Source organism: Paraburkholderia sp. BR13444 (assembly GCF_040948755.1).
GTDB classification, from domain to species: domain Bacteria; phylum Pseudomonadota; class Gammaproteobacteria; order Burkholderiales; family Burkholderiaceae; genus Paraburkholderia; species Paraburkholderia youngii.
Genome location: NZ_JBFPKM010000001.1, coordinates 67,035 through 81,363 on the forward strand (window position 1 = coordinate 67,035; position 14,329 = coordinate 81,363).

Annotated in this window: 12 protein-coding genes and 1 pseudogene; 10 read left to right on the forward strand and 3 right to left on the reverse strand. The window is 59.8% G+C overall.

The features are described from left to right. From AB3X95_RS00330 to AB3X95_RS00370, 9 genes are all read left to right on the forward strand, one after another. The gene (locus tag AB3X95_RS00330) at positions 1-867 is read left to right on the forward strand and encodes a xanthine dehydrogenase family protein subunit M (RefSeq protein WP_368620390.1); all 867 of its coding nucleotides are present in this window, start codon (positions 1-3) and stop codon (positions 865-867) included. Between the two features lie 7 nt (positions 868-874). Next, positions 875-3,799 carry a molybdopterin cofactor-binding domain-containing protein gene (locus AB3X95_RS00335; protein WP_368620391.1) on the forward strand — a complete coding sequence of 975 codons (2,925 nt, stop codon included), beginning with the start codon at positions 875-877 and terminating at the stop codon, positions 3,797-3,799. Between the two features lie 24 nt (positions 3,800-3,823). Next, positions 3,824-5,071, forward strand: coding sequence for a CaiB/BaiF CoA-transferase family protein (locus tag AB3X95_RS00340; RefSeq protein WP_176123856.1), 1,248 nt, complete (start codon positions 3,824-3,826; stop codon positions 5,069-5,071). Next, on the forward strand, positions 5,068-6,651 hold the full coding sequence (locus AB3X95_RS00345) for an alpha/beta fold hydrolase (protein WP_176123855.1): 1,584 nt from the start codon (positions 5,068-5,070) through the stop codon (positions 6,649-6,651). Before AB3X95_RS00340 ends, AB3X95_RS00345 begins: the two co-directional genes overlap by 4 nt. Then, positions 6,639-7,292 (forward strand): SRPBCC family protein, encoded by a 654-nt coding sequence (locus tag AB3X95_RS00350; RefSeq protein ID WP_176367233.1) that lies wholly within the window; start codon positions 6,639-6,641, stop codon positions 7,290-7,292. The genes AB3X95_RS00345 and AB3X95_RS00350 overlap by 13 nt, the downstream gene beginning before the upstream one ends. 149 nt (positions 7,293-7,441) lie before the next feature. Then, a complete protein-coding gene (locus AB3X95_RS00355; RefSeq protein WP_368620392.1) occupies positions 7,442-8,728 on the forward strand; it encodes an MFS transporter in 1,287 nt (428 codons plus the stop codon). A gap of 158 nt (positions 8,729-8,886) precedes the next feature. Continuing rightward, positions 8,887-10,032: a porin gene (locus AB3X95_RS00360; protein ID WP_368620393.1), complete on the forward strand. Its 1,146-nt coding sequence runs from the start codon at positions 8,887-8,889 to the stop codon at positions 10,030-10,032. Between the two features lie 28 nt (positions 10,033-10,060). Further along, a complete protein-coding gene (locus AB3X95_RS00365; RefSeq protein WP_368620394.1) occupies positions 10,061-10,444 on the forward strand; it encodes a BON domain-containing protein in 384 nt (127 codons plus the stop codon). 48 nt (positions 10,445-10,492) lie between these two features. Continuing rightward, positions 10,493-11,479 (forward strand): XdhC family protein, encoded by a 987-nt coding sequence (locus AB3X95_RS00370; RefSeq protein WP_368620395.1) that lies wholly within the window; start codon positions 10,493-10,495, stop codon positions 11,477-11,479. A gap of 379 nt (positions 11,480-11,858) precedes the next feature. Here AB3X95_RS00370 and AB3X95_RS00375 read toward each other — a convergent pair. The 3 genes and pseudogenes from AB3X95_RS00375 to AB3X95_RS00385 form a co-directional block, all read right to left on the reverse strand. Beyond that, positions 11,859-12,155 (reverse strand): annotated as a pseudogene (locus AB3X95_RS00375) (NAD(P)H-dependent oxidoreductase); the annotation flags it as partial. Further along, the gene (locus tag AB3X95_RS00380; protein WP_368620396.1) at positions 12,152-12,352 is read right to left on the reverse strand and encodes a hypothetical protein; all 201 of its coding nucleotides are present in this window, start codon (positions 12,350-12,352) and stop codon (positions 12,152-12,154) included. The gene AB3X95_RS00380 and the pseudogene AB3X95_RS00375, both read right to left, overlap by 4 nt. Before the next feature lie 304 nt (positions 12,353-12,656). After that, complete coding sequence (locus AB3X95_RS00385; RefSeq protein WP_368620397.1) at positions 12,657-12,974, reverse strand: nuclear transport factor 2 family protein; 318 nt, start codon at positions 12,972-12,974, stop codon at positions 12,657-12,659. Positions 12,975-13,010: 36 nt separating this feature from the next. Between AB3X95_RS00385 and AB3X95_RS00390 the strand changes: the two genes are divergently transcribed. Continuing rightward, a protein-coding gene (locus AB3X95_RS00390; RefSeq protein ID WP_368620756.1) for an IS3 family transposase occupies positions 13,011-14,221 on the forward strand; the annotation gives its coding sequence in 2 pieces (ribosomal slippage) (positions 13,011-13,326 and positions 13,326-14,221; 1,212 coding nt in all). Positions 14,222-14,329: the final 108 nt, after the last annotated feature.

Sequence of the window (14,329 nt, forward strand, 5' to 3'; positions counted from 1 at the left end):
ATGAAGTCAGCACCCTTTACCTGGCACCGACCGGAAAGCGTGGCGCGTGCCGTTGAGTTACTTTCCACGCTGGACAACGCACGCATCGTCGCTGGCGGACAGACGCTGATGCCGATGCTGGCCATGCGCTACGCGTATGTGGACCACCTGGTCGACGTGAACGCGATACCTGGCCTCGACGGGATAACGTTGGAAGGCGATGAGGTCTGCATCGGCGCATTGGTTCGCCAGCGGGATATCGAGCAATCTCCTTTGATTCAGCAATACGCACCACTGATGGTGGAGGCCTATCGATTGGTCGGCCATATTCAGACGCGCAATCGGGGCACTTTTGTCGGAAGCGTTTGCAATCTCGATCCGGCCTCGGAGCAGCCCACACTTGCCGAAATCTTCAATGGGACGATCGTCGCCGTAGGACCTCGTGGAGAGCGGCGCATTCCATTTAATGAATTCGCGTGCGGTTTCATGACTACTTCAATCGAGCCGGACGAAATGGTGACGCAGATTCGCCTTCGTATCTGGAACGAGCCGCACGGATATGCGTTCGAGGAATTCGCGCGCAGACATGGGGACTTTGCAATCGTCGGCGCGGCGGCCATGGTGTCGGTCGACGTAAATCACGCGATCAGGCGCGCTGATGCGGTCCTGTGCGGGATGGGCAGCAAACCTTGCCGTCTGCAGCTTGACGACGTCCTCCGGGGACAGCAGCCCAGCGCCCGTCTGGCAAAGGCAGCAGCCAGCAGAGCAAGCTGGATTGACGCTCTTAGTGACACGAGCGCCAGTGCCGCATATCGGAAACGTCTCGCGTGGACCGTGACCGAGCGTGCGCTTGGGCGCGCGTTCGCTCGTGCATTGAAGGCAAGCTGAGGGGATCATGGATCAGAGAATCGAATTCGTTGAGCAAAAAAAGATTGCCTTCGAACTGAACGGACAGGCAACGACCTGCGACATCGACCCTAGAGTGACGCTCGGCGATTTTCTTCGTCACCAGCTTGGCAAGACAGGCACGCATTACGGCTGCGAGCATGGTGTTTGCGGGGCATGTACGGTACTGGTGGATGGACGTTCCATGCGCTCCTGCCTTCAGCTTTGTGGTCAGGTCGACGGGCGGAAAGTCACAACCGTAGAGGGGCTGGCGAATACCGACGGCTCGCTCGGCATCCTGCAGCAGGCGTTTCAGGATCGCCATGCATTGCAGTGCGGATACTGCACCCCAGGCATGTTGACCACGCTAACGGAGTTTCTGCGGGCCAGCCCCGACCCGTCCGAGGCCGAAGTTCGCGATGCAATCAGCGGGAACATCTGCCGCTGCACGGGCTACCAGGCCATAGTCGAAGCGGCGCTGATCGCGGCCGCCCGAATGCGCGGCGAGCCCGATCCCGTTTTCGGACTGGTTACCGCACACTCAAAGGACAGCGATTCCCCTTCGGATTCGACCGTAGGTGCGCGCTATGTCGGCAAACCCGTCAAGCGCACCGAAGACCCCGCGCTACTCAAAGGCGAGGGGCAATTCGTCGACGATATCCACCTTCCCGGAACATTGCATTGCTGTTTCGTGCGATCGTCTCACGCGCACGCCCGCATCAAGCACGTCGATACGCAAGCAGCAAAGGCCGTACCGGGCGTACGGCATGTCTGGACATTCGCTGATCTGGATGAAGCACATCGGCAGCCATTGCCGGTCCTGGCACCGACTCACATGCTGACGGAGCCGCGCATGTGGTCGCCGCTGGCCTCGGACGAGGTGTGCTACGTCGGCGAGGCGATCGCCGTTGTCCTTGCAGAAAGCCGGTACATCGCCGAAGACGCCGCCAACCTGGTGCAGATCGACTACGAGGTACTGCCGGTCGCCGGCGACATCGGGAAGATATTCGATCCGAATGCGCCACGGGCTCACAGCGACGTTCCGACCAACCTCCTCCTCGACATGCCGTTTGCTTTCGGCGATGTCGACTCGGCCTTCGCGCGCGCCGCGCACGTGGTCAAGCGCGAGATATTCCATCATCGCGGGACTGCGCACCCGATGGAGTGCCGCGTGACCCTCGCGCGGCTCGATAGCGGTACCGGCGATTTGACCGTCTGGAATTCGGGCCAGGCACCGCACCTCGAGAGACGTCTTCTCGCGCAAGCGCTCGGCTACGATGAAGCGAAAATCCGGGTCATCATGCCGGATGTCGGAGGGGCTTTCGGTCCCAAGGGCATCGCCTATCCAGAAGAGTTGGTCGTGGCCTCGGCAGCACTCAAGCTGGGTGTGCCGGTCAAGTGGACCGAGGATCGGCGCGAGCACTTCCTGTGCATTACCCAGGAGCGCGATCAATTGTGGAATCTCGAGATGGCGCTCGACAAGGACGGAAAGATCCTCGGCGTGCGCGGCTCCGTGGTCCACGATAACGGTGCGTACGTGCCTTGGGGCATTGTCGTGCCGATCATCGCGGTGACCTCGTCGCTGGGTCCTTACGTCGTCCCGGCATTCGACGTGAAGCTGAAAGTGGCGTGCACGAACATGGTGCCCACCACCCCGGTGCGTGGCGCGGGGCGGCCAAAAGCGGTATTCGCGATGGAGCGGATGCTCGATGCGGCAGCCGACCATCTCGGCCTCGCCCGTCTGGAAATTCGACGCCGCAATTTCGTACAGCCAGAGCAGTTGCCGTACAAAACCGGCCTGATATTCCGCGACGGTTCACCGATGGTGTATGACTCCGGCGACTATCCGCAAACTCAGGAGAAGGCCGTCGAACTTGCTGATCTGGACGCGTTTCGCGCCCGTCAGGAGGACGCGCACGCGCAGCAACGGTATCTCGGGATTGGCTTTGCCAACTATGTCGAGGGTTGCGGACTCGGCCCTTATGAAGGGGCGGAAGTCACGTTGCAAAACGATGGACGCATACACCTGGACGTCGGTGGTGCCGGCGCGCAAGGGCAAGGGATGAAAACCATCTTTGCCCAGATCGCTGCCGATCAGCTCGGTGTCGAGATGGATGCCATTACGGTAGTCGTCGGCGATACGAGCAAGCTCGCCATGGGTATCGGGACGTTTGCGAGCCGGATCACCGTCAACGCCGGAAATGCCGTTCACATCGCCTGCGGCAAGCTCGCCGGAAAAATCAGGGGGCTCGCCGCACACGCCCTTCGTGTTCCTCTGGATCAGATCGAAATCGTGCGTGGCGCCGCACGCGTGCGAGGCCAGCCAGAAAAGGCGTTGCCGCTCGGGCAAATCGCACGAATGTCGTATGGGATACCTGGTTTCACGCTGCCTGACGGACTGGATGCGGGCATGACCGTCACGCATTATTTCTCCCCGAAAGCCAGCGTCTATGCCAACGGAACGGCGTTCGCGGAAGTCGAGGTGGATGTCGGGACCGGCTACGTAAAGGTCTTGCGCTATGGCGTTGCACACGATTGCGGGACCGTGATCAACCCGATGCTCGTCGAGGGGCAGGTGATTGGCGCGATTTCCCATGGGATCGGAAATACGCTGCTCGAGCGCCACGGCTACGACGAGAATGCCCAGCCGCTTGCGACGAATTTCGCCGAGTTTCTGCTGCCTACCGCACTCGACATGCCATCCCACATAGAGATGGCGCATCTTGTTTCTCCGTCACCGAACAACCCTCTCGGCGTCAAAGGGGCCGGGGAGGGCGGGACGATTCCTGCCTCCGCTGCGATCGTCAGTGCCATCGAGGATGCGCTGAGCCGATGGTCGATTCGCTTTGACGAAACACCCGTGCTGCCTGAAATGATCTTTGGTCGTCTGCATGCCGCCGGCGCGTACAGCGACGTCGCCCTCGACACACCTTGAACGAAGAACTTGCTGGATAACGATATGGACTCTGGAAAAACTGGTCCGCTGAGCGGTGTGAGGGTTTTAGACCTCACGCAGTTCCTGTCGGGCCCCTTCGGAACGCAAATCCTCGGTGATCTCGGCGCTGAGATCGTCAAAATCGAGCCGCCGGGGGGCGAGCTCGCGCGCGGCGTGCCCCCCCATTTCGTCGAGGGGGACAGCGCCTACTATCTCGCGGTCAATCGCAACAAGAAGAGTGTTGTCATTGACCTCAAGACGGACAAGGGAGCCGAACTCGTTCGGGAGTTGGCCGCGCATTTCGATGTCCTTGTAGAAAACAATCGCCCGGGTGTGATGGAGCGGCTCGGACTTGGTGAGGCGGAGCTTCGCGCGCGCAATCCGCGGCTTGTCTATTGCAGTATCAGCGGATTCGGGCAGACGGGCCCGGACAGGGATCTACCCGCTTACGACATGATCGTGCAGGCGATGTCGGGGGGCATGAGTCTGACCGGCGAGCCCGGCAGGGCGCCCGTTCGCGCCGGCATTCCGATCGGCGACCTGGCGGCCGGCATGTATGGCGTGATGGGCATTCTCGCTGCGCTGTTCGAGCGCCAGACTTCTGGCGAAGGACGGTTCGTCGATGTGTCGATGCTCGACGCGCAAATCGCGATGCTTTGTTATCAAGGTGCCTATTACCTGATGTCTGGCGAAGTACCGGAACCGCAGGGACGAGGCCACGATTCGATACCGACCTACCGCGCGTTCGAATGTGGCGACGGTGTTTCACTGGTCGTGACCGCCAACACTGAACGCATGTGGGCGGACCTGTGCAAGGCCATCGATTTGCCACACCTTGTACACGACCCGCGATTCAAGGATTCGGCCACACGGCTCGTGAACAAGGTGGCGCTATGGGAAATACTGGAGGCGCGCTTCCGTGACGAACCGGCGCAGAGTTGGCTCGATTCACTGAGTTCGGCTTCAATTCCGGCCGCACTGGTCAAAACAGTTGATAAAGCACTGAATGCCTCTCAGGTCGCGCATCGAGACATGATCGTCGAGCTTCGCAGTCGAGCGGGGTCTCATGTGCGCGTGCCCGGCAATCCAATCAAGTTTGATGATCCGGGGCGTACCGATGTGAGTTACCCGCCCCATCTGGGGGAGCACACGAGCATCGTACTCCGGGAGTACATCGGCCTTGATGCCGAGGCATTGAGGACACTTCAGAATCAGGGGGTTGTTCGGCAGTTTGTACCGGGTATGCCATCACCCGGCGTGAAATCACGATGAACGAGGAGATCGGCATGCATGAAAATCTTCTGCTGAAGATGAAGGGTAATGTTCTGCATATCACCCTGAGCAGTGCTGACGGCAAAAACGAGTTAGATGACTCGATGATGCGAGCGCTCACGCAGGTGATCAGCGATCCTCCCGAGAGCACCGTGGCCATTGTTTTGTCCGGGGAGGGCGAGAACTTCTGTGGAGGGCGGGCCGCATCGCCACCGCCGGCGCTTTCCCCAACGGAAGATCCACGCCCCGCAATCAAGGCACGGGGTGCGGCGCCCATTCTCGCACTCTACGAGGCAATCCGTTCGAGTGCGGTACCTGTTGCCTGCTTCGTCAAAGGGCTCGCTTCGGGTATGGGTTGCGCAATCGTTGCAGCGAGCGACTATGCGGTCGCCGAAATGCGTAGCCAGTTCGAGGCCGATGAACTCGCGAAGCAGTTTGCTCCTGCACTGCTGATGTCCGTTCTCGTCGCGCGTGTCCATGTCAAAGCGATTTCGCGTCTGGTTCTAACGGGCCAGCCCATCGACGCAGCGACCGCCTTGGACTTTGGACTCATCGGCGAAATGGTCGCTCCTTGGGAACTGGACAAAGCGCTGGACGATTTCATTGCCTTCATGAACAGCCGGGCTCCGCAGGCATTACGCGGAGTCAAGACTTTCCTGCGCGAGTCGCCCGGTCTGCATTCGCCAAAGCTTGCCACGCTTGCTGCCGACGTTCTGGCGGAATCGATTGCGGCACGCCTCGACGTGACAGCGCCGTTCGTGCCGTCCCACGAGAAGCGGTCTCTGACCGTCGACGGCGAACGCATTGCCTATATTGACGTCGGCAATGGGCCCGCGGTCGTTTTGCTGCATAGTCTCGGCACATCGAGCGCGCTGTGGGACGACGTTCTGCCCGCACTCACCGCGAAATATAGAGTCGTTGCAATAGATGCCCGAGGTCATGGCGACTCGACGAAGCGAAGCGCGTGGAATGCGGACGCAGTCGCCAACGACGTCGTCGCAGTGGCGGAGGCCATTGGTCTCGATTGTTTTGGCCTGGTGGGTATCTCGATGGGGGGACTGACTGCGGTACGCGTTGCCTCGAAGTTGGGTCGACGCGTTGCTGTCATGGTCTTGTCGAGCGCTTACGCGGGCGTTTCGGGACCCGCGGTGGAAAAGCGGCTCGCCGCAGCCGAAGGGATGTTGAAAAAACTGCCTATGCATCTCTTTGCGCGCATGTACGTGGAGCAGACCCTCCACAGGAACACCGCGTATCCGAAGCGGGAACGACTCGCCCAGCAGATTGCGGCTATGGCTTCAACGGATTATCTGGAAATATTGCGCGCCATTTACACGGATGACGTATCCGGACTTTTGCGCGACATCGAGGTGCCGACGCTCGTGCTGAGCGCCGAACTCGACATGAGCATACCCAGAGCCGTATCGGCGAAGTTGGCACAGGGAATCCGGGGCGCGAAGGAACGAACGCTGGGCGCTGCCGCGCACCTCTCATGTGTCGATACGCCCGATGCGTACGCGGAAGTTTTATTAGGGTTGTTTGAGAAATACACGGATGAAGGTGGGGAAGTATGGAAATCGTAAATCGCTTTTCGGTCGATTCGACTATCGAGAACACCTGGAAGGCACTACTCGACGTGCCGCTAGTCGTGTCCTGCTTTCCCGGGGCGACGCTGACTGACACACTCGGCAAGGATTCGTATAAGGGGCTGATTCGCATCAAGCTGGGTCCAATCGCGATGGAATTCTCGGGCATGGTTACCTTGAGCGCTCCGTTGGGCGACGCGTATACGGCGACCGTTGAGGCCACCTGGCAGGAGACCAAAAACCGCGGATCGGCCACTACGGTGACCACGTTTTCTCTATCGCGAGCCGGTGACGTCGCCGGCACTCAGGTCGACGTCCACACCACTGTGAAGATGGCGGGGCAGGTGGCGCAGTATGGCCGCGGGGTTGGAATCATCAACGCCGTATCGGAACAGATGGTCCGTCAATTCGCGGCAAATTTGCTGAAGAAACTCGCGGATCGTCCGGCTGCAATAGAGGCGTCCTTAGCCGGCGCGGACGCGTTCGCCTCAACGTCCACTGGAGAAAGAGAACCCGTGGCGGCAAGACGCAGCGACAACACTGCGGGCTCAACGAACGAGATTTCCGTGCTCGGCCTGGTGTGGGCAACGGTGGTTGCAAAATGCAGGCAGTGGTTTGCCAGCGCGCATTCATCATAGTTCTCTTCGTTGATTTTTCTGTTCAATTTGGCCGGGTTGGAAAAAGGCAGCAGCTTCTACTGAGCCTTGCGAGGCACGGCACACGATGGCATCGAAGTGTTGGCGAGTGCTTCCATAATTATAAGCAGTACAACGAAGGAGATGAGCAGATGGAGACGAACTCGACTACGTTCGAGTCGACAGACCGCGGGAGCAATGTCGGTGCTTCTGTCGTGGGCAAGGCAGCCTGGATTGTCCTTGCGTCCGCGTTTATAGGGTGGATGTTCGATGCGATGGATCTCTACCTTTTCACCATGATAATGGTGCCGGCCCTTCACGACCTGCTCGGGCCTTCACAAGGCAGCGCCCTGCAGATCGGAGCGCTCATTGTCGGAGCGAAACTGGTTTGCTGGGGCATCGGCGGCATTCTGTTTGGCGTCCTGGCCGACCGTTTTGGGCGAGCTCGAGTCATGCTCGGCACGATGCTGATCTACTCGGTATTCACGGCGGCCGGTGCCTTGGCGCAGGACTGGCATCAACTTCTCGTGTTTCAGATGCTAGCGGGCTTTGGAATCGGGGGGGAATGGGCCGCTGGCGCCGCGCTTGTCGTGGAGACCTGGCCGGAAAAACACAGGGCGAAGGCTGTCCAGGTCATGCAGGTTGCCAATGTGGTGGGGCTGATTGCCGCCTCCGCGCTTGCGATCCTTCTGTCCGGTGCGGGATGGCGCTGGGTGCTTGGCGTGGGAGCGGTACCGGCAGTCGCGAGCCTTGGGCTGCGGTTCATCACACCGGAATCGGCTAGTTGGGAGCAGTCGCAGGCGGCCGCAATTCGCCACGCAAGTCCGAGGATGGGCTCGATATCCGAGATTTTTGGCCGTCGGTTGCGTCGTCGAACCGTGGTGGGCACGCTCATTGCCTCGGCAATGATGATCGGTAGCTGGGGGGCATCCATCCTCTTTCCCACATTGCTGAGAGAGTTCTTTCCGTCCGCCGGCAACGCGGAATTCACGAGGCAGACGGGCATCGCGTTCATGGCGACCAACCTCGGCGCGGTACTTGGATTCGCTTCGATTCTGCTCCTTGTCACCTTGAAACCGCGCATTTCCAGACGGACCGTGTATGCGGTGTTTTGTGCAGGCGCCTCGCTTGCAGGTGTCGCACTTTTTGGCGGAGCGAAAACACTGGGGACGTTTTATGTCGCGATGCTTGGATTCGGCTTTTTCGGATTGGGGGGATTTGGAATAGTCGCGCTGTACCTGACTGAGCTTTTTCCGCTCCATGTTCGCGCCACGGGCCAAGGCTTCGCCTGGAACATGGCACGTCTGTTCACCGCGCTTGGACCGTTGATCGTGTCGTCTGAGTCGGCAAATCTGGGATTTCGCACGGTTGGAATCGCTCTCGCTACCGTATTCGGAATGGGGCTGGCCGCCATATTTTTTGGGCCGGAAACTGGCTGAAAGGGCGACGGGGAAGTTCGACCCGCGACACTCAACAAGCTTCGTGGATGCCCGATCAGGAGTGCGCATGATCGTAGATCGGCAATTGGCACGCACTGCGATCCTTGTCGTGACCGCGCCGGACTAATCCGGCGAAGAAATACAACATTGGAGACAACATGAAGTTGAAAGTGATAGCCACCGCGACGCTCGTTGCGTGGGCGGTCGCGGCACACGCGCAATCGGCGGTGACGCTGTATGGCGCCATCGATACCGGATTGCTGTATCAAAGCGCGAACGCGCCGAATTTCCAGTCGAAAGTGAATCTTGGGCACGTGTACGAGCTCAAGGACGCGGGGATGTTCACCAGCTTCTGGGGGCTCAAGGGTGCCGAAGACATCGGAGGCGGCTACAAAGTCAACTTCAGGCTCCAGGGAGCATTCACCAGCACCAATGGAAAGTTCGGGCTGTCCGACACGCCGGGCTCCGCCGCAATCTTCAACCAGCAATCGACGTTGGGCATCTCTGGTCCCTTCGGCTCGATTGACGCCGGCCGTCAGTTCGTACCAGTGATATTTGCGATGGCCGACACCGACGTACGGGGTGCGCAATTCTTCGGCAGCATCCTCACCGCATGGCTTGGCATGAATCAGGCTGCGGGCTGGCAGGGCACCAGTACAAACGGAGCCATCGGTGCGTTATACGACTCCAACGCGATTGTCTACCAGTCGCCGAAGTTTCACGGTATTTCGCTTGGGCTCGAGTATGCGCTGGGTGGCGTCGCGGGTCGATTGCAGGGTGGCACGCGCGAGTCGGCAGTGCTTCGCTATTCGAACTATGGTCTGAACCTCTCGGCTGCTTACTACAACGGCCACGACAGCAATCCGTTCACGACGACACCGGCCGGCGCGATCATTACGGCGCCGGCCACGGGGCTCGACAACAACCGTTTCTACTATTTCGGCGTGATGTACACGTTCCACGACCTGTCAGTGTCGACGTCATACAGCATCGGCAGGAATCCGGCGAAAAGTGGTCAGGACGACTTCGAGATGATTTCCGGGGGGCTCGGCTACAAGTTCACTTCTTTTCTCAAGGTCACGTCCGGCTTCTATTACCTGAAGGATCGCAACGTTTCATCCAATCAATCGGATATGTATGCGGTGGGTGCCGAATACAGCTTGTCCAGGGCCACCATCGCTTACGTGCAGGTTGGCCATGTCAATAACCGGGGCAAGATGAGCCAGACGATCGCCTATGGCGCGCCGGTTCCTGAGGGTACCTCAAGCACTGCGGCGATGATCGGCATCCGCCACTCCTTCTGATCCCACAACGGCGGAACTGGAGCATTCAATGAAGACGAGCAGAGCACTAAAGATCGCTGTTGGGTTGCTGGTCGGATCAACATACATTCACGTCTGGGCGCAGGCCAGCGAGAGCGAAGCGCTTAGCGTATCGAAAGGCACAGTGACCGAAGCTGCCGGCGGCATGAGCGCGACGAGCAACCTGAAGGCCAATTTTTTGCTGCGCCGCAAAGTCTATGCGGCGATCGCACGGCACAAGGAGATCAACGCCGGCAACATCAGCGTGGTCGTGAAGCGTGGCGCGGTGACGCTCGACGGGACGGTGGCGGATGCTTCCCAAATCGGCGAGGCGACGGAGATCGCGAAGGGCGTTCCTGGCGTGACGACCGTGACCAACAGGCTGACGGTCGAAAAGCCGTTCGGCAGTCAGTAGGCACACTTGCATGACGGTGCTTATCATGTACAGAACGGAAATGTGAGCATGAATAGTGTTGATTTCGAGGTGCTGGACGCTACGATGCGCTGGCTCGATGCAGGCCACCGTATGCTGCTCGTGACGGTGGTGAAGACATGGGGTTCGTCGCCTCGCCCTGAAGGGGCAATGCTTGTCCTGCGCGACGACGGTCACGTGGTGGGCTCTATTTCGGGCGGCTGCATCGAAGATGACCTCATCGACCAGGTGCGTCGGTGCGGCGTCGCGCAAAGGACACCCGAATTGGTCGAATATGGCATTAGCGCCGAGGAGGCGCGTCGTTTCGGCTTGCCTTGCGGAGGCACGATGCAGCTCGTGCTTGAGCCGATTACGCGGCAAAGCGGTATTCAGCCCCTGTACCAAGCGCTCAGTCGTGGGGAACTGGTGGCGCGCACGCTAGACATGACAACGGGTGCGGTCACAGTCGGGCCAGCGACCACGACTGACGGTGTGTATTTCAATGAGAGGCGTCTAACGACGATTCACGGGCCCCGCTACCGTATGCTCGTCATTGGCGCTGGACAGCTATCGCGCTACCTGTGCCAGGTCGCGACAGGACTGGATTATCAGGTGGTGGTTTGCGACCCGCGCGAGGAGTACATGCACACATGGGATGTGCCCGGCACGAGGCTCGTGCGCACGATGCCCGACGATACGGTCCTGGATATGAAACTCGACGAACGCAGTGCGATGATTACACTTACGCACGATCCAAAGCTCGATGATCTCGCGCTGATGGAAGCGCTGAAGACACCCGCGTTTTACGTCGGCGCGCTTGGCTCGCGGCGCAACAATGCTGCGCGGCGAGAGCGGCTTAAAGAGTTCGATCTGAGCGACGCACAGCTTGCACGATTACGCGGTCCGGCCGGGATCTATATCGGCAGCCGCACGCCACCCGAAATCGCGATATCGATTCTCGCTGAAGTGACGGCCGCGAGGAATAGCGTGTTGCTACCGGCAATCCTCAGGGTCGAGCGTGGGAAGACGGCGTATTGAGGTCCGTCGCCCAAACGCACGAGCACCGGCGGCGGCAACTGTCGCACCCACGTTTTCAGTCCGGTCGGCGCGGGTCCGTGACAGGGAGTGATCTTTTACATGGACGTAGGCGGAGTACGCCCGGCTGCTTTGGAAATGACAGCTCGGTTGGCGGATTCAGGTTTGTGGTCCTGTTTCCCGATCTGTTCTATCGATTTGGGCCGTATGGTCCTCTTGTGCCTGCAGACATGCCGGAGCGCTTTGAAGCGTCTTTGCAAGATGCAGGCGTGCAATATCGTGTTGAGACGTACAAGGGCGCGGCGCACGCAAATGCGTAGCGTGGCGTCCCTTCCCATGACGAGAGAAAAGCACATCCGGAACGCAACCCGCCCGGCGTGCGTTATGCACACTGCGCAGATGTACGCGCCGCTACACTTGCGCTGTCTGCCGCCTGTGCGGAAAGCGAGGCGAACACCGAACCGCCGGTGAGTTGATTGCGCGCTGTATCGAGCGCCTCGGCTACCGTTGCTTCGCCCATGACAAGCCCCTGCAGGAGAAGAAACTGGACACTGTGGATGCCGATCGAGCTAAGTGCGTATCGCAGATACGGCGCCAGGAAATCCGGCTGCCGTGCGCGTTCGCCGCTATGGACACCGCCCGAACCGACGATCACGATGGTCGGCCGGTCGCGCATCAGCGATAACCGGCGAGTCCGACGACGCTTCCCGAATCGCACGCGGCGAGCAGGCGATAGCCTTCGGCCTGCTGTCTGACGACCTGGGCGGCAAATGAGTGCGCGTCGATCAGACTCGAGCGCAACTTGCGCATGACGTCGAATGCGGGATGCAGCGAATCGTACGTGTCGAGGTGAACGAAGCGAAGCGATGCTGGCATTGGCGTCTCTACGAGCAACAACGCGCACGTTACCCGGCGCACGGCTCGGTCAATAGAGCCAGGAATGCACAATTCGACCAGGCTATCTGGCAGACATATTCCGGCACTAGTCACCCACAGCGCGTTTCGATCAAGTATTCCCCGACATGTTCCGGTCAGGCATTAGCTAATCACGAAGATTGGTTCGCGGGAACTAGCCTTAGCGCCGTCCCTCCCAATTTTGGAGCGAGTTTTTGCTGAACGGCGACAACCGCCGGAAGCGGGCGCCATGCAACGGTCATGCGGTCGACAAGGCCAGCGTCATTTAGATGCATGGATCCATGCCGTCGATTCCCTCGTCACTGAACCTGATCGTGAAGACAGCGACAAAGTCGGCGTTGTCGCGCAGGAGGAGCTTCGGTTCGAAGGCGTCAACAGTGCTGAGAAGCTTGGCGAGGACATCGGCAACACGCTCTTTTCCCTCGAAAGGTGTGGGGGCGATCGGGCTGCGGAGCACAACGTTCTCTGCCATGTGGGCCATTGTCGCCTCGACATGACGTCTGCGCATTGCTTCGAGGTAGGCGTTGGAGCGGCCCCCTGAATCTCCGGACACAGTCTCCCACTTACAATAGCGGGTAGGCATAAGACTGTGTACATGACTAACAACAAGCACGAAGTGATGGAAGTGTTGACGGGGCCGGAGCGCCGGCGGCGCTGGTCGGTGGACGAGAAGCTGGCGATGGTGCGGGAGAGCTTCGAGCCTGGCAAAACTGTTTCGATGGTGGCCCGCCAGCACGGCGTGAATCCGAACCAGCTGTTTCATTGGCGCAAGCTCTATCAAGACGGTAGCCTCTCGGCGGTCAGCGCTGGCGAAGAAGTCGTGCCGGCTTCGGAGTTGGCCGACGCGCTCAAGCAAATCAGGGAATTGCAACGGCTACTGGGCAAGAAGACCGTCGAAGTCGAAATCCTTCGCGAAGCCGTGGAGTATGGCCGGGCAAAAAAATGGATTGCGCGCTCGCCATCGTTGCCGGGGGACGACCAGTGAAGCAGGTTTGCGACGTTCTCGGTATGGCGCGCTCAAACGTGGCGGCAAAGCTTGCTCGCCCCGCTGATTGGCGGCACGGGCGGACGGCTCGACAAACCGACGACGCTGAACTGGTGGAGGAAATCCGGCGCGTAATCGCTGACTTGCCGAGCTGGGGTTACCGCCGCGTGTGGGGCACAATGCGCAGCGAGCGGGAGCGCCAGTGCGCGGCTTCTGTCAATGCCAAGCGGGACTATCGCGTGATGCGCGAACATGGCTTGCTGCTTGAGCGCAGGCCCAAGCCGCCGCGCCCACAGCGTCGGCATGATGGCAAGGTCGCCGTGCCCAGAAGCAACCAACGCTGGTGCTCCGATGGTTTCGAGTTTCGTTGTGACAACGGCGAGCCGCTGCGCGTGACCTTTGCGCTTGACTGCTGTGACCGCGAGGCCATGAGCTGGACGGCAACGACCGGTGGCCATAGTGGCGACGTTGTACGTGACGTCATGCTGGCGGCCATTGAGCATCGCTTCGGCAACGTTTCGAAAGCGCCAGAGCAAATTGAATGGCTCAGCGATAACGGCTGGGGTTACATCGCCGAGAAGACCCGGACCTTCGCCTCGGGCATTGGACTCAAACCGCTCACGACGCCTGTGTGCAGTCCGCAGAGCAACGGCATGGCCGAGAGCTTCGTGAAGACGATGAAGCGCGACTATGTGGCCTTCATGCCCAAGCCAGATGCAGCGACCGCTGCTCGCAATCTGGCCGTCGCGTTCGAGCATTACAACGAGAAGCACCCGCATAGCGCGCTGAAATATCGCTCGCCACGCGAGTTCCGACGTAGGACCGATTCATCAACCTTAGTGTGAGGCGGTGTCCGGAAGTACGGGGGCAAATCCAGGCGTCGAGATGTTCAGTCGTGGTCATGTGAATTTTCTCCTGTTTAAACGGAATTCCAATAAAGGTGCGCGACCTTT